Below are 19,614 nucleotides of genomic sequence, written 5' to 3'. Positions count from 1 at the left end.
GATATATGCATGAAATATATGCGGTTGTTATTGATTCAATTTGTACTGCTTGTATTGGGATTGGTCGGTTATTGCATTGCTACTGAGATTGGCTTTGAAGCCGAAGACGCAGATGAAATTGTAGCAATCATGGAAATTTATGAAGATAAGAAAGCTTCAGGCGGTATGTATATATCCGCGGGAAAGGGCGGCGGTGGTCGCCACCCCGGTAAAGCCGATTTCGTGATTAACGTTAGAACACCCGGTCAGTACACGATGTGGGGGCGGGTGATTGCCCAAGATACGGCGAAGGACTCTTTCCATGTCACAGTCGATCAGAAGAAAAGTCCACAACCGGGTGATGCCAACATGATCTGGGATACAGGTCAGCATCAGGAGTGGACGTGGGCAAAAGTAAAATGGCGCGAAAAGAATCCGTTGACCTTTGATCTGAAATTGGGGAAACATACCGTTACATTTTGGTCTAGGGAAGGCGATACCCGTTTGGATGCCGTTTACATGGCAATAGACCCCAACGCTGTCCCCAAACTACCGAGTGAAATTGAGGGTTTTGCTGTGCATCCCCGGAATCGCTTAACGACAACTTGGGCGGAGCTAAAAAAACGGTAGGGCTGGACTCAAGCACGGGTGTGTAAAGTTTTTGTCAAAATATGAACGAGAGGGCATGTTGCAAGGTATTGCATCAAGCATAAAATTAGATGTAACAAACGTTAAAGCGTGAATATTTAACTATATAGGAGGTGCGTAACATGAAATCGCGCCGTATGCCTCTTGTATGGATGGTATCGTTCCTTTTACACGCCTGTTTTGCAGTCGTTATTGGGTACATAGCGATCTCATCTAAACAATTGAAGGCACAAGATGCCATTGATGTGAGTTTTTTCATTGTTACACCGCCACAAGCGGCTAAAAGAGATGTCATCGCTAAGCCAGCGGTTGTAGCAACCCCTATTCCAGATTTGAGAGTCGTTCCACAAACGGAGACAACATCGCGTCGCACAACACTCGCACGAGCAGCGAGGTCGTCGGCAACTGCAGTGCCTGTGGCGTCACTAACGGCTGGCGCACCAGCCGCACCCAGGGGACAGCAAATCAAAGTTCCCAGCACGTCTCCTGTGCTCCAACATACTGAACAGTCGCTGTCAACTGCCGCAGTACTGCCGACAACATCAGACGCACTACCGACAGCGGGCTTGTCAAGCGGCGGAATTACGGATGGTCTGAGTGCCGGTGTCGGAGACGGTTTAGGTAGCGGCACTGGGCGCGGTGCTTTCGGTTCAGGATCCGGTCTTGGGCAAGCACGGACACAAGGCAATGGTAGGTTAAACACACTCGTGGAGGGTGCGGGTGCTGCGAATATTAATGCCTCGTTGTCAGATGTAGAGCAGAGCATGGTTCTCGGTAACGGTGTACCACAGCTTCCGAAGGGAAGTCCAGGTGCTATTATTCAAGGACGCGGCAAGGAGATTATTGGAAGACTCCATCTCGTCCGCCTTGATGATCCGTTGCATCCGAACCTCGATTTCTGAGGCAGCGGCATCGGACATCTCCGATTCGGGGCAGGTCTGCCCTATTTAGTCAAGTCGCTGAATACAGAAACAGGTATCCAAACCCAAATGGTTGACGCAGTCCAAATCACGGACGCGGCGTTCTTTGAATCACCGATTATCTTTATGGAACCGATTTCCACTTCTGGCGGAAAGCTCGAAAATGGATTGTTGCGTGGTAGTGCTATCTGGCAAACGAAAGGGAGTCGTCCTTCCTTCGGTTATACCGATCGGGAAGCACAACGGATTCGCGAATATATTATCAATCGCGGTGGGTTTATCTATATGCCCACGCACGGGAACACGGAATTGGCAATGCAACCCGCGCTTCGCGTCCTGCGTCAAATTCTTCCTGAATACCACCTCACCACGATCCCTCAGGATCACGAGATTTACAACACTTACTATGAGTTGAACGGACCCCTCCGATTTCCTGTTCGGAAAATGGGGAGTACCATTCTCCATCACGGTCCCTACGGGCAGTTACAGGGCGTTTTCATCGACGACAGGCTCGCTGTTCTCGTTGATACAGAGGCAATGATACACGTGATGGATGGGGCAGTGCAGAAACCTTTCTTCGGTCACTATCAGGACCGGAATAAGATTTTAGAGGAATTTGCACCGGCTGCCGCACGGCAACTCATTAACATTGTCATCTATGCGGTAACACATGGGAGTATCTCGGACTATAGCAACTATATCCCCGCAGACGCTCTCGCCGGTGAAGGGATGGAAAACGTCCCGAAAAAGGCACCCGCTGCTGCAAATCGGTTGTAGAAATCCTGATAAAGAGCAGCACAGAGTTATCAATAAGCCGCGTCAAACAATTGACGCGGCTTTTCTTTTTCCAGTTCAGCGACACGCAGGATGTAGACTGACGCACGCTCTCTAACCAGAAAAAACTTGACAAATCCCCTAAAAATGGACAAGATAATAGCAGAAGCGCATTTCTATTTGACAAACGGCACTTAGAAATGTATAATATAAGCAGCGAGACGCTCTACGAGGGCGCATCTCGCAAGGCTGTTATATTTAAGAGAATCTTAGCAAAGACAGAACAAGGAGGCTTGAAAACAGAAATGGCTGATTACGCAAATCCTGATGTTTTGGTGAGTACAGAATGGGTGGCTGCACACGGTGGTGATGCTGGTATCCGACTGCTTGAAGTTGATGTTGATACCTCGGCTTATGCTGAAGGACATATCGCTGGCGCAGTCGGCTTAAATTGGGAAACGCAATTGTGCGACCAAGTGCGACGCGATATTCTCACGAAAGATCAGTTTGAGGCACTTTGTAATGATAGTGGTATCGCCACCGATACGACAGTAATCTTCTATGGCGACAATAACAACTGGTTCGCAACTTATGCCTTGTGGCAATTCCGCTATTACGGGCACGATGAAAGTCTGCTGAAAGTGATGAACGGTGGTCGCCAAAAATGGATTGATGAAGGTAGGGCACTTGTCACCGATGTGCCAGATCATTCCAGTACTGGATACCAAGCGAAATTTCCTGATGACAACGTTCGCGCCACAGCGGGTAACGTTCGAGACACACTCGGGCAAGGTACTGTTAACCTTGTTGATGTTCGTTCACCTGCTGAATTCATCGGCGAAGTCATTGCTCCGCCCGGTATGAGCGAAACTGCACAACGTGGCGGCCATATTCCAGGTGCCGCGAATATCCCGTGGGCGACAGCGGTGGCTGAGGATGGCACCTTTAAGTCTCACGACGAACTGCAAGCCATCTACGGTGGTGAAGGTGTTGACGATAGTAAAGAAACAATCGCTTATTGCCGTATCGGCGAACGTTCATCGCATACATGGTTTGTGCTGAAGTATCTACTCGGTTATGAGAAGGTCCGCAACTACGACGGCAGCTGGACAGAATGGGGTAATCTTGTCGGAGCACCCATCGCACGCGACTAAAGGAAGAATGGTTGTCGGTTTTTGGTTTTCAGTTATCCTTTAAGCGGTGTTCGTCTAACAGAGGTCACCTCTTGAGATAGTCACAAAATCTGTAGCTCGTAATGTAATGGAGAGCGGATATGAGGAACGTCTATCAAAGTCGAAGCGTCCGTTATTCCTCCGCAAGGTAAAATTAAAAGTGCCTAAATTTATTTCTACTCATGCAATCGCCTGCATGACGCGTCAAGATGTCGCACGTCTACTGAAACGTTTCAAAGAAGAAGAAAACGCCGACGTAAGCAGCATCCGAGTCTTGTGCGATACGCTGTCAGGACGATTGGTTTGCGAATGGGAGGCACGCGACAGCGTCACCTTAATCGAGTGGCTGAAAAAGTGCAATGTCCAGATACGTGGAACAGGCGAATGGCTTATGACAGTCCAATATGAGTCCGTTGGTGACGAACTCGTAGTACCTCCGCGGCACAATGCGTAGATCGCTAAGCACACAAGTTAACGGTGCAAAAACCGATGTACTACTTAACCCGGCAGACAGCGTTTGAGGCATCACATTACAACCGTATCCCTGAATTAAGCGATGCTGAGAACTTTGAGTTGTTTGGCGCATCCGCAAATCCAAACAGCCACGGGCATAACTATGTGCTTGAAGTAATGGTCAAAGGTAGTGTGGATGCGGATGACGGTATGGTTATCAATTTGGTGACCTTGGACGCTTTGTTGAAGACGGAAGTAATCGCCAATTACGATCACAAGCATCTGAACCGTCAGCACCCGGTTTTCTCGAAGAAACCGCACCTGCAACCGACATGTGAGAACATCGCTATTGAGATTTGGCAACGGTTTGTGCTGTCTCTACCAGATCGGATGTTGCACAGAGTGCGACTTTACGAGAGTGCCACGAATTTTACAGACTACTATGGGGAAGAACTGATGGTTTATCTTACCAAAGTCTACGAATTCAGTGCAGCCCATCGCTTGCACAGCCACGCGCTCAGTGACGAAGAGAACCTGGACATCTTCGGAAAGTGTAATAACCCAGCTGGACATGGGCATAACTATGTGCTTGAAGTTACCGTAAAAGGTGACGTGGATGCGAGAACCGGTCTGGTTGCGGGTTTGAATCTTCTTGACGAGGTCGTTCATAAACAGGTCTATGCACGTTTCGATTACAAGCATCTGAATCTTGATACGCCTGAGTTTGAGATGCTCAATCCAACCTCGGAGAACTTTGTCAAAGTGCTTTGGGATGTGCTGGAACCGAACTTGCGCCCGGTGGTTTTACACCGCCTTCGCTTACGGGAAACACCCAAAAATCATTTCGACTACTATGGCGAGTGATCTGTTTCTCTGTGCAGTAGGCGTAGGAAAAAAGAGCGCGACGGAGACATATTTTAATATAATGGAGTTTGATCAGGCTAACGTTACCCCAGAATTAACGGGGCTGTTCACCAAAATTCTTGAGACTTTAGGTGAAGACCCGAGCCGCGAAGGCTTGGTGAAAACGCCACACCGCGCCGCGAAGGCGATGGAATTTTTGACAAGCGGCTACCATCAAAACGTTGATGATATTCTGAACGGTGCTATCTTTGACGAAGACTTTGACGAAATGGTGATTGTCAGAGACATTGAATTTTACAGTCTCTGTGAACATCATATCCTCCCTTTTTGGGGCAAATGTCACGTTGGGTATCTTCCGAAAAACCGGATCATCGGTCTGAGTAAAATCCCGCGCATCGTGGATATGTTTTCTCGACGTTTGCAAGTACAAGAACGTCTCACACGTGAAATTGCCGAGGCACTCGAAACCGCACTTGATCCGAGAGGTGTCGCGGTCGTGATGGAGGGGCAACACCTGTGTATGATGGCACGCGGTGTCGAAAAACAAGCACCGAGGATGGCAACGAATGTCATGCGCGGTGCCTTCCGCGAGGATAGTTCAACGCGGGCAGAGTTTTTGAGGTGCGTCCAAATATCCTAAATATGCTTTCTCAGGACTTACGTACCCGCATCTCTGGTTGGTGTCTATTTACATCGGACGAAGCTTCTAACCACGCCAGCACACAGAACGGATATGCGCAAGTCCTAACTTTTTTGTCGTTGTGGGCACCAACATTAACGAATTCAAGCGCGTAGTGGAAATGTGGAGGTGAACATGGTTTCTCCGAGTCATCCTAATGCGACAGAGATAGGAAGACTTCACGGAAAGGTCGTGGTGGTTACCGGGGCATCAAAAGGAATAGGTAAAGCAACCGCTTCCGCTTTCGCAGCAGCAGGTGCGAAAGTTGTGCTCGCTGCCCGAACACGCGAAACACTCCAACAGGTGGCACGCGAGCTTAGCGTAGGAGGGGTTTCTAACCCCGATTCCATACTTGCTGTTCCTACAGATGTCACTGACGCGGATGCTGTGCAGCGACTGATTGAACGGACCCTGGATGTTTACCAACACGTGGATATCCTTGTCAACAACGCCGGAATCGGTCATTTCGGACCAGTTGTTGATTTCGCTCCGGACGACTGGGACGCGGTCCTTAATTCAAATTTAAAGGCGATTTACCTCTGCGCGAAGTATGCGCTTCCGTCCATGTTGGCACAAGGTGGTGGGCAAATTATCAACGTACTTTCGATCGCAGCAAAGGTAGCGTTTGAAGCCTCGGCTGCTTATTGCGCCGCAAAGGCAGGGGCGTTAGCACTAACAAAAGTTTTAGCCAGTGAGGTTCGCCAGCAGAATGTTCGAGTTACTGCAGTGCTACCCGGCTCGGTGCATACACCATTTTGGGATGATGTCCCGCAACACCCCGACTTTGACCAAATGTTAAAACCCGAACATGTTGCAGATACGATTATCTCTATCTGTCAGCAGCCGCCCGGTATGGTGACCGAGGAAATCGTTGTAATGCCGCCGCTCGGAATTCTTTAAACGGAATGTGCCTAAATCCTGTCTAACATCAAATAACCTAATAGTATAAAGAATTAGACCGCTGTAGCTGTGAATGTTAAGAGGTAAAACGTCCGAGTCGTCGCCGGATGCGAACCTTGCGGATAGCACGTGGATCGGCATCTATGACTGTGATGATAGCATCATCTAAATCAAGTTCAGTGCCAGTTTTCGGAATAGTACCGGTCCGATCCAGAATATAACCGGCGACAGTCTCATAGTCACCTTCAGGAATTGCGAGCCCATAATGTTCTTCAAGAAGATCTACTTCGGTTCTTCCATCGCACTCGAGGATGTTAGTTGCAATTAAACGGATAAGTTCGGGAGCATCGCGTTCATCGGCAAATTCGCCGACAATTTCTTCAACCAGGTCTTCGATAGTGACAAGACCAACGGTGCCACCATACTCATCAACAGCAAATACCATCGTATGCCGAGTATGCTGGATCTCTTTGAGAAGCGCATTGATATTTTTGGATTCGGGGACGTGCAACACCTTTCGGATAAACGGTTCAACCGTTTCGGGCAGAGCGTCCAATTCGTCGTGAGAATTTAAGGCAGTTTCTGATTCAACATCATTGTAAATAACATCAAGGAGGTTGACAATCCCAACGATATTATAAATCTGTTCCTCGTAGACTGGGATTCTTGAAAAGCCGGAGTCAGCGGCGATTTGCAAAAAATCTTCGCATCTTGTATTTTTTTCAATCGCAACGATATCGACAAGTGGGACCATAACTTGTTCAACTGTCCGATCTTGTAGATTGAGCAGGCTATGAATCATCCGTCGCTGGTCTGTGTACAAGTTACCGGAACGTTCACCCATCGTTGCGAGGAGGCGTAACTCTTCACGTTGAGCATCAGGGCTTGGTCTGCTTGACCCTTTATCTGCAGGTTTAACGATGAACTGCGTCAAAGTTTGCACGAAATAGATAAGCGGTGCTAAAACCCATTCAGAGAGGCGTAAGAGGTAGGCGTAGCGCAGTGCTAACGCATCTGCCTTGACACGGAAGATAGTTTTCGGTAAAATTTCTCCAAAAATAAGGAGCAAGGTCGTTATGCCAACAGTCGCAATGGCACCTTGTAGACTTACCGTGAGGTTTGGGAATCCGCGCGAGACGAGTCCTTCACCGAATTGTGCGATAAGCACGTTTGCAAGGTTCGTTCCCACGAGTGTGAGTGCGAGCATCCGCTGCGGTGATTCTACTAAACGGTGAATGATACCCGCTTTGGTATTCTCGGATTCAACAAGTTGGTTAATCCGGATTTTATTGACAGACACTAAGGCTGTTTCAGAACCGGAATAGAAAGCTGACAGGACAAGACAGATAAGAACTGCCAGCACAAACGAACTTAGCACAGCGATCTGCGCTGTGCTACTCGCACCGATTAAAAAGAGCGATAATAGAAGAATTTTCAATTGCTTTGTATCCGGTATCTGTTGTTGTTATGCTTCCGCCTTAGTTTCGTGGGTAACCGGCATTTTGATAAACAAACCTGTAATAGCGTTGCCTTCTGTAGTGGTAATTTCAAATTTGATGCCGTTCTCATCGGTATATGATTCGCCAACGGACGGAATTCGTCCGAAGAGACCAAGGACATAACCGCCAATAGTGTCAGCGTCATCTTCACTGAGTTTTAGTTCAAATTGCTGATTGAGTTCCCGGATGCTCATACGTCCGGAAGTTTCAAGTAACAACGGTTCTTCAGAGTGTTTGACAAAATCAGGCGGAGAATCGTCTCTGTCGTGTTCGTCAACAATATCCCCGACGACCTGTTCAACAATGTCTTCGGTGGTGACAATTCCTGAAACACCGCCGTACTCATCTTGAAGAATCGCCATTTTGGTTTTTTCACGTGTAAGTTGTAGTAACAACATCCCAATTTTACGGGTCTCAAGGACGAAGAAACATTCACGGATGAGAGAGGTACTGGACGGTACCTCAGAAATCTGGTCCCGTTTTTCAAGGAAGGCATCAATCGTCAGTGAATCTATTGCAGTGTGCCGCCACAGTGCAAAATCTTTAACGTAGAAGATACCACAGATATTGTCAATTTGCTCTTGATAAACTGGAATGCGTGAAAATCCATGTTCCTTTGCCTGCTTTAGTGTTTCTTGAATGGTATTTGACGTTGGAACTGCGATGACTTCAGTACGTGGCACCATAATTTCTTTCGCCTCAATGTCGCGTAATTGAAGAATATTGCCCACAATTTCTCGTTCATCGGCTGGAAGTGCTTCCTCTTGGTAAGTATCAAGGATTTCTTTAAGATCTGATGCTGTGAGGTGTTCTGTAGGTGATGGATGTCCACCGAATATTGGGATGAGAAAATCGATGATTTTGCGCAATAAAGAACGTAACGGTGAAATAAGAACGGAAAATACCCATAGCGGGGGTGCTGCTATTTTCGCAAAGAATTCCGCGTGTTTGATTGCGAAGCTCTTCGGAGTCATCTCACCGAAGATGAGCATAAGGAGGACACTGGCGGCTGTGGCTGTGGCAAAGTGGAGAACCTCTGTATAGCTGGGGAGAACTCGCTTAACGAGCCATAGCATGAGGATCGCGAACGAGACGTTGACAAGGTTATTACCAAGCAGAACGGTAATAAACAATCTGCGTGGGTTGTCAACAAAATTGACAATTGCAGATGCACCGCCTTTTTCAAGACGGAGTCGCTCAATTTGGACTTGAGTAAGTGCACATAAAGCCGTCTCAGATCCGGAGAAAAATCCTGAGAGGACAAGTAACCCTGTTAAACCGAGCAGATAAGGGAGTAGTGGAACAACTTCCATTCTTTTTTAGGAGACAATTTATCAGCGCAGCTCGTGTGCCGAAAAGTGCCATTATTAGCGGTAATTTGTAATCCGGCTTGCTTTGTATGTTTAATGATAGCATATTAACAGAAAAATCGCAAGAAAAAATATCACCTTTTTAAGCATTACTTTATAGATGGATATTGAGAAGTACCTCGTAACCTCAAGCAATTAAAAGGAGGTCCATGACAAAATTAGAACAAATGCAACGGATTGAAGCGTGTGGTATTGTCGCTATAATTCGTGCCAACAGCGCAAATGAGTTAATTGAGACGGCAGCAGCAATTCTTGCTGGCGGTGTTAACGTAATTGAAGTGACGATGACGACCCCGGATGCGTTACAAGTCATTAACGATGTTTCATCGGCGTATGGAGAGGCCGTTCTCGTTGGTGCAGGATCGGTACTGGATGCAGAAACAGCGCGGGCGGCGATGCTGGCTGGTGCTGAATTCATCGTCAGTCCAGTTACGAAACCAGACGTAATTGAGATCTGTAACCGCTACGGCAAAGTCGTTATTCCCGGTGCCTTTACGCCAACAGAGATTTTAGCCGCATGGGAAACAGGAGCAGATTATGTGAAAGTCTTCCCTTCAAGCAGTGTAGGTCCTGCCTATATCAAAGACGTGAAAGCACCTCTGCCTCAGATTCCGCTCGTTCCAACAGGCGGCATCAGCGCGGAAAACGCTGCTGAGTTCATCACTGCCGGTGCCACCGTATTGGGAGTCGGAAGTGCGCTTGTTAATAATCAACTCATTGCAGCTGGTGAATTTGCAACGCTCACCGAGAGGGCTGAGAGGCTTGTCAAAGAGGTGCAACGCGCCCGTTCAGCGGATAATCTGGCTTAAACCTGTTAAAAATGTCTTTTTGTATTGACAATTAATCTTAATTTTGTTAATTTTATTACTATAAAGTCGTATCCTGTCCCGTTCAAGCTACCATTATGCAGATTGACCAATTAATCTTAGGTAAATATAGATTGCTTGAGTTTCTCAATTCGGGTGGGTTCTCGTCGGTCTTTCGCGCCCGCGAAGAGATGACGAACCGGACTGTTGCGATTAAAGCCTTGGCAAAAACTGCCTATCCTGCCAGTAGAATGAAGTTTTTGCTAACCGAGTTTCAGGCAATGTCACAGATTTGGGGACATCCAAATATCGTCTCTATTCATACCGTTGAACCCGGAGAGGGTGACTATGTCGCGTGGATAGTGATGGAGTATGTTGAGGGCAAGAGTCTTCACGACCTCATGCAGGAAGGGGCACTCAGCTTAACAGATACACTCAATATCGGTTTGGACATCTGTCGTGGACTCGAAGAAGCGCATACGCACAAGATTATGCACCGCGACATCAAACCGCAAAATATACTACTCACAACTGAAAAACAAGCGAAAGTCGCCGATTTCAGCATCGCTCGTATATTTGGTGAGACAACCGAGTTCGCTGAAACTATGGCTGGCACTCGACGCTACATGGCACCCGAACAGCACTATGGTGCCTATGATTACCGGGCTGATCTCTATTCCACTGCATTAATTTTGTATCAAGCGGTAACTGGACGATTTCCCTTCTCAGGCGAAAATAAAGAAATTGATAAAAAGAAAGCAGCTGGCGAAATTGAAGAAATCCACAGATGCCCGGAAGTACTCCGCAATTTCTTACAGAAGGCGCTCCATCGACAACTCCAAGAACGTCATCAAAGTGCGTCTGAGATGTATGAAGAGTTAGATCGGATTCGCCAAGATGAATACGTCAAGCAAGCTTCGCAGCTTATCAATGCAAGCGTCACTTCCAATAACTCAAGGTTAATAGAAGCACTCGAACGATACCGAAAAACGTTCCGTCTTTCGCTTGCAGATGCAGAACGGATGAATCAGAATCTCTTTTTTCAACGGCGGCAGAAAGAGGAAGGTATTAAACGCGGAAAGCTGGCAGCCGAGCTTCAAAGACATTATACACTCGCCACACGCTATATCGAAAACCAAGACTACCCGAGCGCATTGGCAGAAATTCACAGAGCAAGCCACCTTTCTACTGACGACCAAGGCGTAACCAAAACTGTAGATAACCTGTTCAAAAAACTTAGTACTGCAGGTATTGTCCTTCCAGTAAGTCCAACCGTTGAGGAAATTGCTGCGCTCATTCAGAAATTACCAGAGAATGAAAATGCGGTCCTTCGTGAATGGCTTGAACAGTCAATATCTGTCCCACAAGAAGAAATAATTGATGTAACACCGATACAACCCCGAATCAGGGCATCTGGCAGCTATCGACTCGTAATTGAAGAAGCCTCACCGGAATTCCTACTTGATCAGGTTCATAGCGATATCCAATACCCTCACGAAGAGGAAGCCCTTCGCATCTTCCGACAAATTCAAATCTATGAACAACAGGGACGGACCCGACAGTATCATACGCTTTATAGAAGGCTCGGTAGGTTCTACCAAAAACAGGCGAACAACTTTCTCAGGAAAGACGATTTAGAGCTCGTCGCCAACTGTTATACGCGCGCCCGCTTCGCTTACACAGTCGCAGAGAAACAGCGTCTCGCCAGAAAAAATGCCAAAAAGGGCGCGGTTTATTACACGCGCCTCGCACGTCAATTTGAACTACAGCGTTCATGGGAAGAAGCCGGAAAATCTTATATTCTTGCCGGTTATAACCATGGCTATGCGAATATCCCATCTCTTGTTGAAGAATGTCACAGAATGGCAACCGTTTGCTATTTCAACGCTGCTGAAAGTGCGCACCTCAATGGCGAATTACAAACCGCTTATGATTTCTATTTGTTAATCCTCGCAATCGGTGAAAAGATGTCCGTACCGACAAAAATGGTTAGCGAAGCACAGAAATTGATGTCGGAAATCCCAATCGAAAATTAGAGGAATTATATCCGTGAAAGCATCTTTGAAACGCGGGGAAGTGCTCGTTGGAACATTTGTACTTGAATTCGGTGGTGCCGCGATTGCCACGCTGCTTGCGAATGCTGGCGCAGACTTTATTATTGCAGACTTAGAACATAGTTCCTTTTCCATAGAAACTATGGGGCGGATAATTCGGAACGCGCGAGGTTCAAATCTCCCGTGTATTGTGCGTATACCCGCACTTGAACGCCATTTTGTTTCACGGGTACTTGATGCTGGTGCGACGGGTGTTATGATTCCTCGTGTCGAATCTCGTGAAGATATTGAAAAAATTAAAAAATGGACAAAATACGCGCCTGAAGGCGACCGCGGTGTCGCGTTTGGCATCGGACACACCGATTATGGAGACTTCACAAAACTTGATACGAGAAAATACGTCCGCAGCGCAAATCAGGAAATCCTCGCCATTGGGCAGATTGAAACCGTTCAAGCCGTTGAAAACCTGAATGACATCCTCACCACTGGTGAGTTAGATGTCGTATTCATCGGTCCTTATGACCTATCCACATCTATGGGGATCTCTGGTGAGCTGGACCATCCGCTACTTTTAGACGCTATAAAACAAATCATCAGGCTCGCACAAGCCCACGATGTCCCTTTGGGTTGTTATGTCAACGACTTTGAGAGTGGTGAACAGTGGCTGAGCTTGGGGGTTCAACTCATCGCATGCGGAAATGACGCTTTTCTGCTAACCCGTAAATTTGCTGAGGAGCATCAGAAATTCAGAAACGCAGCAACTTCAAAATGAAAACTTACGATATTCTCACAATCGGACGAAGTTCTTTAGACCTCTACGCGAATGACATCGGTGCCGCATTTCCAGACATTAAAAGTTTCGGTGCCTTTGTCGGTGGATGTCCCACGAACATCAGTGTCGGTATTCAGCGGCTCGGATTTCAAGCCGTGCTCCTTACCGCCATCGGCGAGGATCCTGTCGGGGAGTTTCTGCTCAAATTTTTGAAAAACGAAGGCGTTGAGACCCAGTTTATTCCACAGAAACCGGGACACCGAACGAGTGCTGTCGTGCTGGGTATTGAACCACCAGATCGGTTTCCATTAATCTATTACCGCGACAACTGCGCGGATATTGAACTCACCATTGACGATGTTCTCGCTGCACCGATCGCTGAAAGTCGAGCAGTGCTGATATCCGGGACAGGCTTGAGCAAAGAACCGAGCCGTAGCGCGACCCTCTATGCTGCAGAACAGACACAAGTACTCGGCAATCGTGTCTTCCTCGACCTTGATTTCCGAGCAGATCAGTGGCACGATCCAAGAGCGTTTGGTGTTGTTATGAGATCTGCCTTGCGCTATATTGATATCGCTATCGGAACAGAAGAGGAAATCAAAGCAGCCACGCTTACAAATGCTTCACAACTGACAATTGAACACTCTCAAATCTCAAATCCAACGATTGAGGGTGATATGGCAGTTGCTATTGAGACGCTTTTAGGTGCCGGTCCAGAGGCACTCATCGTAAAACGTGGTATTGAAGGCGCGGATGTTTATCTAACGAACGGCGAAGTCATTCACGCCGAGCCGTTTCCAGTTGAGGTCTACAATACGCTTGGTGCCGGAGATGCCTTCGCGAGCGGTTTTATTTACGGTCATCTCAGCGGTTGGGATTGGGAAAAATCTGCCCGCCTTGGCAACGCAACCGGTGCAATTGTCGTAACGCGGCACGGTTGTGCCAATTTTATGCCGACAATGTCCGAAGTTGACGAATTTGTCGCCGAACGCGGCGGATGGTAACATATCTTGTCTGGGGCCTCGGACCGCAGACATACACCACTTTAGTAAAGGAGAAGCATTTTCCTCAAGGGAAAGGAGCGTTCTCAGAAAACCCTCCTCAACGAACCGCAAGGAAAATAAAAGATATGGAAACACGAAAACTCACGATGGGACAAGCCATCGTCCAATTTCTTCAACAACAATATGTTGAACGAGACGGGAACGAAACCCAATTTTTCGCCGGTATGTTCGGAATCTTCGGTCACGGAAACGTTGCCGGTATCGGACAGGCGTTACATCAGTATTCCGATTCCTTCCGTTTCTATCAGACTCGGAACGAGCAATCAATGGTGCACACCGCCGCCGCATTTGCCAAGATGAGCAACCGCCTGCGAACCTTTGCCTGCACAACGTCTATCGGACCAGGCGCAACGAATATGATTACTGGTGCAGCGGGGGCAACAATTAACCGGATACCCGTCCTCTTACTACCGGGGGACATTTTCTCCACCCGTTTAGTTGCTCCAGTTTTACAACAATTGGAGTCTCCGAGTTCACAAGATTACTCGGTGAACGATTGCTTCAAGCCAATCTCACGCTATTGGGATCGGATTAATCGACCAGAACAGATAATCACTGCACTGCCAGAAGCGATGCGGGTGCTGACATCACAGGCGGAAACAGGGACTGTAACTTTAGCACTTCCGCAAGATGTACAAGCCGAGGCGTTCGATTATCCCGCACAACTGTTTGAAAAGCGCGTTTATACTATATCCCGCCCCCGTGCTGATGCGGATTTGTTTAATCGGGCAGTCGCATGGATTCGTGAGAGTGAACGTCCCTTAATCATCGCCGGTGGTGGTGTTATCTATAGCGAAGCCACAGCGCAACTTGCCCAATTTGTAGAACAAACCGGTATTCCTGTCGGTGAAACCTTCGCTGGAAAAGGTTCGCTGTCATACAATCATCCACAGAATCTTGGGGCAATAGGAGCAACTGGAACACCCGGAGCGAACATTACCGCACGAGAGGCGGATTTAGTGATCGCGATCGGTACACGCTTAAGCGACTTCACAACTGCTTCCAAAACTGCTTTCCAAAACCCGAACGTCCGTTTCATCAATATCAACGTTGCTGAGTTTGATGCGTATAAACATGCGGCTTTACCGTTAGTTGCAGATGCCCGTGTCGCGCTTGAGGAGCTTGCCGCTGCTGTAGGAGACTACCGCGTTGACGCAACCTATGCCGCGCAAATTGAGAAATATCGGGACGAATGGGAAGAAGAGGTAGATCGACTCTATCACCTTGGACATACGCCGTTGCCAAGTCAAAGTGAAGTGATTGGCGTGGTGAACGAATTTTCGCGTCCTGAGGATGTTATGGTCTGCGCCGCGGGTAGCCTTCCCGGCGACTTACATAAGTTGTGGCGAACCCGTAATCCGAAGCAGTACCACTTGGAATACGGTTACTCGTGTATGGGATACGAAATCGCTGGTGGATTAGGCATCAAAATGGCTGATCCGAGTCGTGATGTCTATGTCATGGTGGGCGACGGTTCATACTTGATGTTGGCACAGGAAATCATCACGTCAATTCAGGAAGGTTACAAACTAATTGTCGTGCTCGTGAACAACGAGGGGCATAGCAGCATCGGTGGATTGTCTCGGGCGACCGGTGTCCAAGGCTTCGCTACCCGCTTTCGCTATCGGGACGAAGAAAGCGGTGAACTTGAAGGAGATTTTTTACCGGTAGATCTCGCTGCAAATGCCGCCAGTCTTGGTGCCAAGGTAATTGAGGCGACAACCTTGCAAAGTCTGAAAGCCGCCCTGCATGAGGCGCGCGAAGCAGCGCATACAACCGTCGTGAAGATTGATGTAGATTACTACCAAGGGGTTCCGCGCTACGAATCGTGGTGGGATGTGCCTGTTGCCCAAGTCTCCGAAGTGGACTCGGCGCAGGAGGCGTACGAAGAGTACGAATCGGACAAGCAAAAAGAGCGTTACTTTCTCTAATCAATTTTGCGAACGAAAGGCAAGTCATGAAAGCATCAGAACTTTTAGCGAAAGTCAAATCGGGGGTAGCTATTCCCTGCGATTCATGTGATCAGAAAATTCCGGCAGGTGACATCTTAGGGTTTGTGTTTAAGTTGGGAAAACTTGCACCGCGCATGGAGAATGCAAATATCGGTGACATCACCTGTGTCGGATGCCAAACCGCAGACCCAGATATTAAGATTGAGCCGCGCGGTCCAGATATTAAATTCATTCGTGGGGACTAACCTGTAAGGGCGGATAACCCTATTCGCCCATACTCCAATATGCCCGAATACATTGTTGGCAGAAACCCAGTTATAGAGTACCTACAGCACGGGACTCAAAAGATAGAAAAAATCTGGATTGCTGAAGGCACAACCCATTCCCGTATTCGCCGTATTGTCGCAATGGCAACAGAAGCAGGTGTCCCTATAAAACGTTGCACCCGACGCGAGTTGGATAGGATCGAACCCTCTTTACCACATCAAGGGGTCATCGCCCTTGTCAACCCGACGCGCTATAATGACTTACAATCAATACTCGCGAAAATAGAACGCAGTAAGCACAACGCGTTGTTAGTCATGTTAGACAACATTCAAGACCCAAGGAACCTTGGCGCGATCCTCCGGACTGCCGATGCCGTGAATGCTGATGCTGTTCTCATCCCAAAGAACCGTGCTGCTGGTATTACAACCGCTGTGCACAAAGCATCAGCAGGTGCATCCACACATATCCCTATCGTTAGAGTAACAAACGTTGCACAAACCTTAGACACACTTAAAAACGCGGGTATCTGGGTTGCTGGTGCTGCTACCGAGGATGCCTCTTGTCCGTATACAGATGCGGATTTTAGGGTGCCGTTGTGCCTTGTCTTAGGAAGTGAAGGTAAAGGCATTCGGCGGTTAGTCAAGCAAAAGTGCGACTATCTTGTTTATTTACCGATGTTAGGAAAGATTGAATCCCTCAATGTGTCAGTGGCTGCCGGTGTTCTGTTATACGAGGTGATCCGACAACGGAGTGCGTCCTAAATCCGCGCCCTCAAATGAGATTTTCCTCTTTCAGACTAACAAATATCCCGTCGCCAATGATGATGTGATCCAGCACCTTAATCCCGATTTGATTTCCAGCCTCAATTAACTGTTTTGTCGCTCGAATGTCCTCTTGACTCGGCTGCGGATCGCCGGATGGGTGGTTATGAACAAGAACGATTGAATTCGCTGACTCCTCAATCGCGAATCGGAAGATTTCGCGTGGGTGAAAAACGCTCGCGTTTAGAGTGCCTTCAAAAACTGTTCCCTCTGACAATTTTTTCCCCCAAGTCAAATCGCCACCCAAATCACCAGCGACACCTTTGGTTGTCACACCGCCTTTGGTATCAAGGCACAAGACACAAACGACTTCTTTCTGTAAGTACCGCATTTTAGACATCATCAGGTCTGCAACATCAGCTGGAGACGTAATCTTGTCGCGATCCGCATGAAAGCGTGCCAACCGTTTTCCGAGTTCAAACGCCGCGACGATCTGTGCCGCTTTCGCTTCACCAACGCCTTTAATTTTCTCAAATTGCTTGAGTCTGTTATCAGCCATCCGCTTCAGATCACCTTCAAACGCCGTGAGAATCTGTTCGCCAAGTTGAACAGCTGTTGTCCCTTTGAAGCCACTTTTGAGAATGAGGGCTAAGAGATCGGAATCTCTCAGGCTCTCTGGTCCATATTTACGGAGTCTTTCACGGGGACGTTCATCCTCGGGGAGATCCTTAATTCGAGGGTTCGCTTTGTACATTGTTTTCCTTTCTGCCAATATAAATTCGCCACTATTATACTCTGTTTCGGTGTTAAAAACAAACAAAATCTGACGGTGTGAGCGTCTAAAGTTTTTGTGTGCAATCCGTGTAATCAGAAAATTAGACAAAAAAAGATAATCTATCTCAATCCTAACGCTTGACAAAATATTCGTGCACTTGCATCTAAATTGGATATTGACAAATAGTTTGAAATAGTGTAGAATTTAAAAAAGTGGGTTGACATTTCAGTTTCTAAGCAAACGAAGAAGGAGAGAATCATGGCAACTACGATTCGCCAGAGAGATGGCGTTGCGATTTTGGAACCGAGCGGGAAAATAATGGGAGCTTCAGTATCCGAATTACGGGAAGCAATCACTTCACAGATAGATGCGTCCGAAGCACCACGCATCCTCATTAATTTTGACCGGGTCAATATGATGGACAGTTCTGGTCTCGGTACGCTAATGGGTGCCCATGTCGCTGCAACGCGAAAGAAAGGTCGTATCGGGGTCATCAATGTCGGAACAAATATCAAAAACCTGATAGTCCGTAGCCGACTCGTCAGTATCTTTGAACATTTTGATACCGAGGATGCTGCAATTTCGGCACTGTCAAACGAAGGTTAAGTGTTGTGATGGGGAAACCCACCTAACAATTAAAATGGGCGGTAGCGTTAGGAGTATACTATGCCAATCACCGTGTCTGAGAAGGAAGGGATCGTTATTTTCAGGCTGAGCGGTAGGATTATCACCCCAGGTGTCAAAGAGTTTTCGGAAACTGTAGAGGACGCACTTGGAGGCGAGACCTCACCTCCCAAACTACTCTTTGACTTTAAAGAAGTAACTGGGATGGATAGTTCCGGGCTCGGTGCACTCATGAAAATCTATTCCGATATCCATCCGCGTGGCGGGCAGATAGCAGTGATTAATGTAAACAAGCATGTCAAAAATCTCATTGTCATGGCGCGATTAATCACCGTTTTCAAAAGTTTTGAAAGCGAGGATGATGCTGTTGCTGCCTTGCTACAGCACCCCTAATGAGATTAGGCTAACTTTAGTTTTGTTGTAGCGCAAGCAGTCTTACGAATATCGGAAACTTGCGGGTAACGTTCTACTGCCTTGCGCTTATAAGGGGATGTCTCATGATAAAAAATATCCTCGTTGCCATCGGCGATACGGATTATGAAAAAAATGCCTTTGAATATGCCGGGCAATTGGCGGTGCTTTTAGGAACGCACCTATCGTGTGTTTTCTTCCAAGACAGCCAGCACGGCGGAAACGCTGATGTCGCAGCGACTGTTCTACGTCGGACAGAAGCGGAATGTTCACTCTACGATTTTTTGGACTACCACGTCGAGGCGGTCGCTGGCAACCCACGACAGATGATCTGCGAAAAAGCACACTCCGCTGATCTTGTTGTCGTCGGGCTCCCTGAAGATATAAGGAAACGTCGCCTTAAGCTTATTCAGAACCAAATTGACGACGTACTTTTGCATATCACGAGACCTATTATCGTGGTGCACGAACAATGCACACTACTGCGCAAGATTCTCGCCGTCCATCACGGCGACACTTATTCTGACCATGCCTTAGGGCTTGTCGCTGAAATCGGAGAATTGACAAAAGCTGGGATTCTTGGACTCGCCCTTTCAAGCACGCAGCCTGAAGCAACACAGATTCAGCAACAGATGGAAGCCTACTTGAAATATTATGACGTTCAAGCCGATTTCCTTACGGCTCGCGGCTTTACAGTAGCAAATATCTTAGAGAACGCAGAGGAGAATGACTGTGATCTCATCGCCCTCAGCGCAAGTCATCACGGAAGATTATATGAACTCGTTTTCCAAAGCACCACGCAAACCGTTGTAAAATTAGCAAGTCGTGCAGTACTCGTGACAAAGTAAACCTGCCCAACTCACAAAGGTG

The 19,614-nt window shown here is 47.6% G+C and carries 21 protein-coding genes; 18 read left to right on the top strand and 3 right to left on the bottom strand.

Features of this window, described 5'->3' with window-relative positions:
- Positions 1 to 9 precede the first annotated feature (9 nt).
- The 8 genes from OXH39_12415 to OXH39_12380 all read left to right on the top strand — a co-directional run bounded on the left by OXH39_12415 (position 10) and on the right by OXH39_12380 (position 6,389).
- The gene (locus tag OXH39_12415; GenBank protein ID MCY3551255.1) at positions 10 to 609 is read left to right on the top strand and encodes a hypothetical protein; all 600 of its coding nucleotides are present in this window, start codon (positions 10 to 12) and stop codon (positions 607 to 609) included.
- Between the two features lie 140 nt (positions 610 to 749).
- Positions 750 to 1,529 (top strand): hypothetical protein, encoded by a 780-nt coding sequence (locus tag OXH39_12410; protein MCY3551254.1) that lies wholly within the window; start codon positions 750 to 752, stop codon positions 1,527 to 1,529.
- Between the two features lie 87 nt (positions 1,530 to 1,616).
- Positions 1,617 to 2,324, top strand: coding sequence for a DUF4159 domain-containing protein (locus OXH39_12405; GenBank protein ID MCY3551253.1), 708 nt, complete (start codon positions 1,617 to 1,619; stop codon positions 2,322 to 2,324).
- A 302-nt stretch (positions 2,325 to 2,626) separates the two neighbouring features.
- Positions 2,627 to 3,475: a sulfurtransferase gene (locus tag OXH39_12400; GenBank protein MCY3551252.1), complete on the top strand. Its 849-nt coding sequence runs from the start codon at positions 2,627 to 2,629 to the stop codon at positions 3,473 to 3,475.
- 178 nt (positions 3,476 to 3,653) lie between these two features.
- Entirely contained in the window at positions 3,654 to 3,947 is a 294-nt protein-coding gene (locus tag OXH39_12395) for a hypothetical protein (GenBank protein ID MCY3551251.1), read from the top strand.
- Positions 3,948 to 3,982: 35 nt separating this feature from the next.
- Positions 3,983 to 4,810, top strand: a complete 828-nt coding sequence (locus OXH39_12390; protein MCY3551250.1) for a 6-carboxytetrahydropterin synthase — start codon at positions 3,983 to 3,985, stop codon at positions 4,808 to 4,810.
- Between the two features lie 61 nt (positions 4,811 to 4,871).
- Positions 4,872 to 5,450, top strand: coding sequence for a GTP cyclohydrolase I FolE (gene folE / locus OXH39_12385; GenBank protein ID MCY3551249.1), 579 nt, complete (start codon positions 4,872 to 4,874; stop codon positions 5,448 to 5,450).
- Positions 5,451 to 5,624: 174 nt separating this feature from the next.
- Positions 5,625 to 6,389: an SDR family NAD(P)-dependent oxidoreductase gene (locus OXH39_12380; protein ID MCY3551248.1), complete on the top strand. Its 765-nt coding sequence runs from the start codon at positions 5,625 to 5,627 to the stop codon at positions 6,387 to 6,389.
- Positions 6,390 to 6,465: 76 nt separating this feature from the next.
- Here the strand turns inward: OXH39_12380 and OXH39_12375 are convergent, their stop codons facing one another.
- Positions 6,466 to 7,827, bottom strand: coding sequence for a hemolysin family protein (locus OXH39_12375; protein ID MCY3551247.1), 1,362 nt, complete (start codon positions 7,825 to 7,827; stop codon positions 6,466 to 6,468).
- A 27-nt stretch (positions 7,828 to 7,854) separates the two neighbouring features.
- A complete protein-coding gene (locus tag OXH39_12370) occupies positions 7,855 to 9,201 on the bottom strand; it encodes a hemolysin family protein (protein ID MCY3551246.1) in 1,347 nt (448 codons plus the stop codon).
- Between the two features lie 206 nt (positions 9,202 to 9,407).
- On the opposite strand from OXH39_12370, the gene eda reads away from it, so the two are divergent.
- The 7 genes from eda (at position 9,408) to rlmB (ending at position 16,934) form a co-directional block, all read left to right on the top strand.
- A complete protein-coding gene (gene eda, locus OXH39_12365; GenBank protein ID MCY3551245.1) occupies positions 9,408 to 10,067 on the top strand; it encodes a bifunctional 4-hydroxy-2-oxoglutarate aldolase/2-dehydro-3-deoxy-phosphogluconate aldolase in 660 nt (219 codons plus the stop codon).
- A gap of 95 nt (positions 10,068 to 10,162) precedes the next feature.
- On the top strand, positions 10,163 to 12,100 hold the full coding sequence (locus OXH39_12360; GenBank protein MCY3551244.1) for a serine/threonine-protein kinase: 1,938 nt from the start codon (positions 10,163 to 10,165) through the stop codon (positions 12,098 to 12,100).
- A 13-nt stretch (positions 12,101 to 12,113) separates the two neighbouring features.
- Positions 12,114 to 12,890 (top strand): aldolase/citrate lyase family protein, encoded by a 777-nt coding sequence (locus OXH39_12355; protein ID MCY3551243.1) that lies wholly within the window; start codon positions 12,114 to 12,116, stop codon positions 12,888 to 12,890.
- Positions 12,887 to 13,894 carry a 5-dehydro-2-deoxygluconokinase gene (iolC, locus tag OXH39_12350; protein MCY3551242.1) on the top strand — a complete coding sequence of 336 codons (1,008 nt, stop codon included), beginning with the start codon at positions 12,887 to 12,889 and terminating at the stop codon, positions 13,892 to 13,894. Before OXH39_12355 ends, iolC begins: the two co-directional genes overlap by 4 nt.
- Before the next feature lie 125 nt (positions 13,895 to 14,019).
- The gene (iolD, locus tag OXH39_12345; GenBank protein ID MCY3551241.1) at positions 14,020 to 15,885 is read left to right on the top strand and encodes a 3D-(3,5/4)-trihydroxycyclohexane-1,2-dione acylhydrolase (decyclizing); all 1,866 of its coding nucleotides are present in this window, start codon (positions 14,020 to 14,022) and stop codon (positions 15,883 to 15,885) included.
- 26 nt (positions 15,886 to 15,911) lie between these two features.
- Positions 15,912 to 16,151 (top strand): hypothetical protein, encoded by a 240-nt coding sequence (locus tag OXH39_12340; protein MCY3551240.1) that lies wholly within the window; start codon positions 15,912 to 15,914, stop codon positions 16,149 to 16,151.
- A gap of 39 nt (positions 16,152 to 16,190) precedes the next feature.
- Complete coding sequence (gene rlmB, locus OXH39_12335; protein ID MCY3551239.1) at positions 16,191 to 16,934, top strand: 23S rRNA (guanosine(2251)-2'-O)-methyltransferase RlmB; 744 nt, start codon at positions 16,191 to 16,193, stop codon at positions 16,932 to 16,934.
- A gap of 10 nt (positions 16,935 to 16,944) precedes the next feature.
- Here rlmB and OXH39_12330 read toward each other — a convergent pair whose 3' ends face one another.
- Positions 16,945 to 17,688, bottom strand: a complete 744-nt coding sequence (locus OXH39_12330) for a JAB domain-containing protein (GenBank protein ID MCY3551238.1) — start codon at positions 17,686 to 17,688, stop codon at positions 16,945 to 16,947.
- Between the two features lie 279 nt (positions 17,689 to 17,967).
- Here OXH39_12330 and OXH39_12325 point away from each other — a divergent pair, with 279 nt between their 5' ends.
- The 3 genes from OXH39_12325 to OXH39_12315 all read left to right on the top strand — a co-directional run bounded on the left by OXH39_12325 (position 17,968) and on the right by OXH39_12315 (position 19,592).
- Positions 17,968 to 18,315, top strand: a complete 348-nt coding sequence (locus tag OXH39_12325; GenBank protein ID MCY3551237.1) for an STAS domain-containing protein — start codon at positions 17,968 to 17,970, stop codon at positions 18,313 to 18,315.
- A 60-nt stretch (positions 18,316 to 18,375) separates the two neighbouring features.
- Positions 18,376 to 18,726: an STAS domain-containing protein gene (locus tag OXH39_12320; GenBank protein ID MCY3551236.1), complete on the top strand. Its 351-nt coding sequence runs from the start codon at positions 18,376 to 18,378 to the stop codon at positions 18,724 to 18,726.
- A gap of 104 nt (positions 18,727 to 18,830) precedes the next feature.
- Positions 18,831 to 19,592: a universal stress protein gene (locus OXH39_12315; protein MCY3551235.1), complete on the top strand. Its 762-nt coding sequence runs from the start codon at positions 18,831 to 18,833 to the stop codon at positions 19,590 to 19,592.
- The last annotated feature ends 22 nt before the right edge of the window (positions 19,593 to 19,614 follow it).

It is taken from the genome of Candidatus Poribacteria bacterium, assembly GCA_026702755.1.
Taxonomy (GTDB): Bacteria; Poribacteria; WGA-4E; order WGA-4E; family WGA-3G; genus WGA-3G.
The sequence above is the reverse complement of the archived record's forward strand: the minus strand, read 5'-3'. Positions and strand labels throughout refer to the sequence as shown.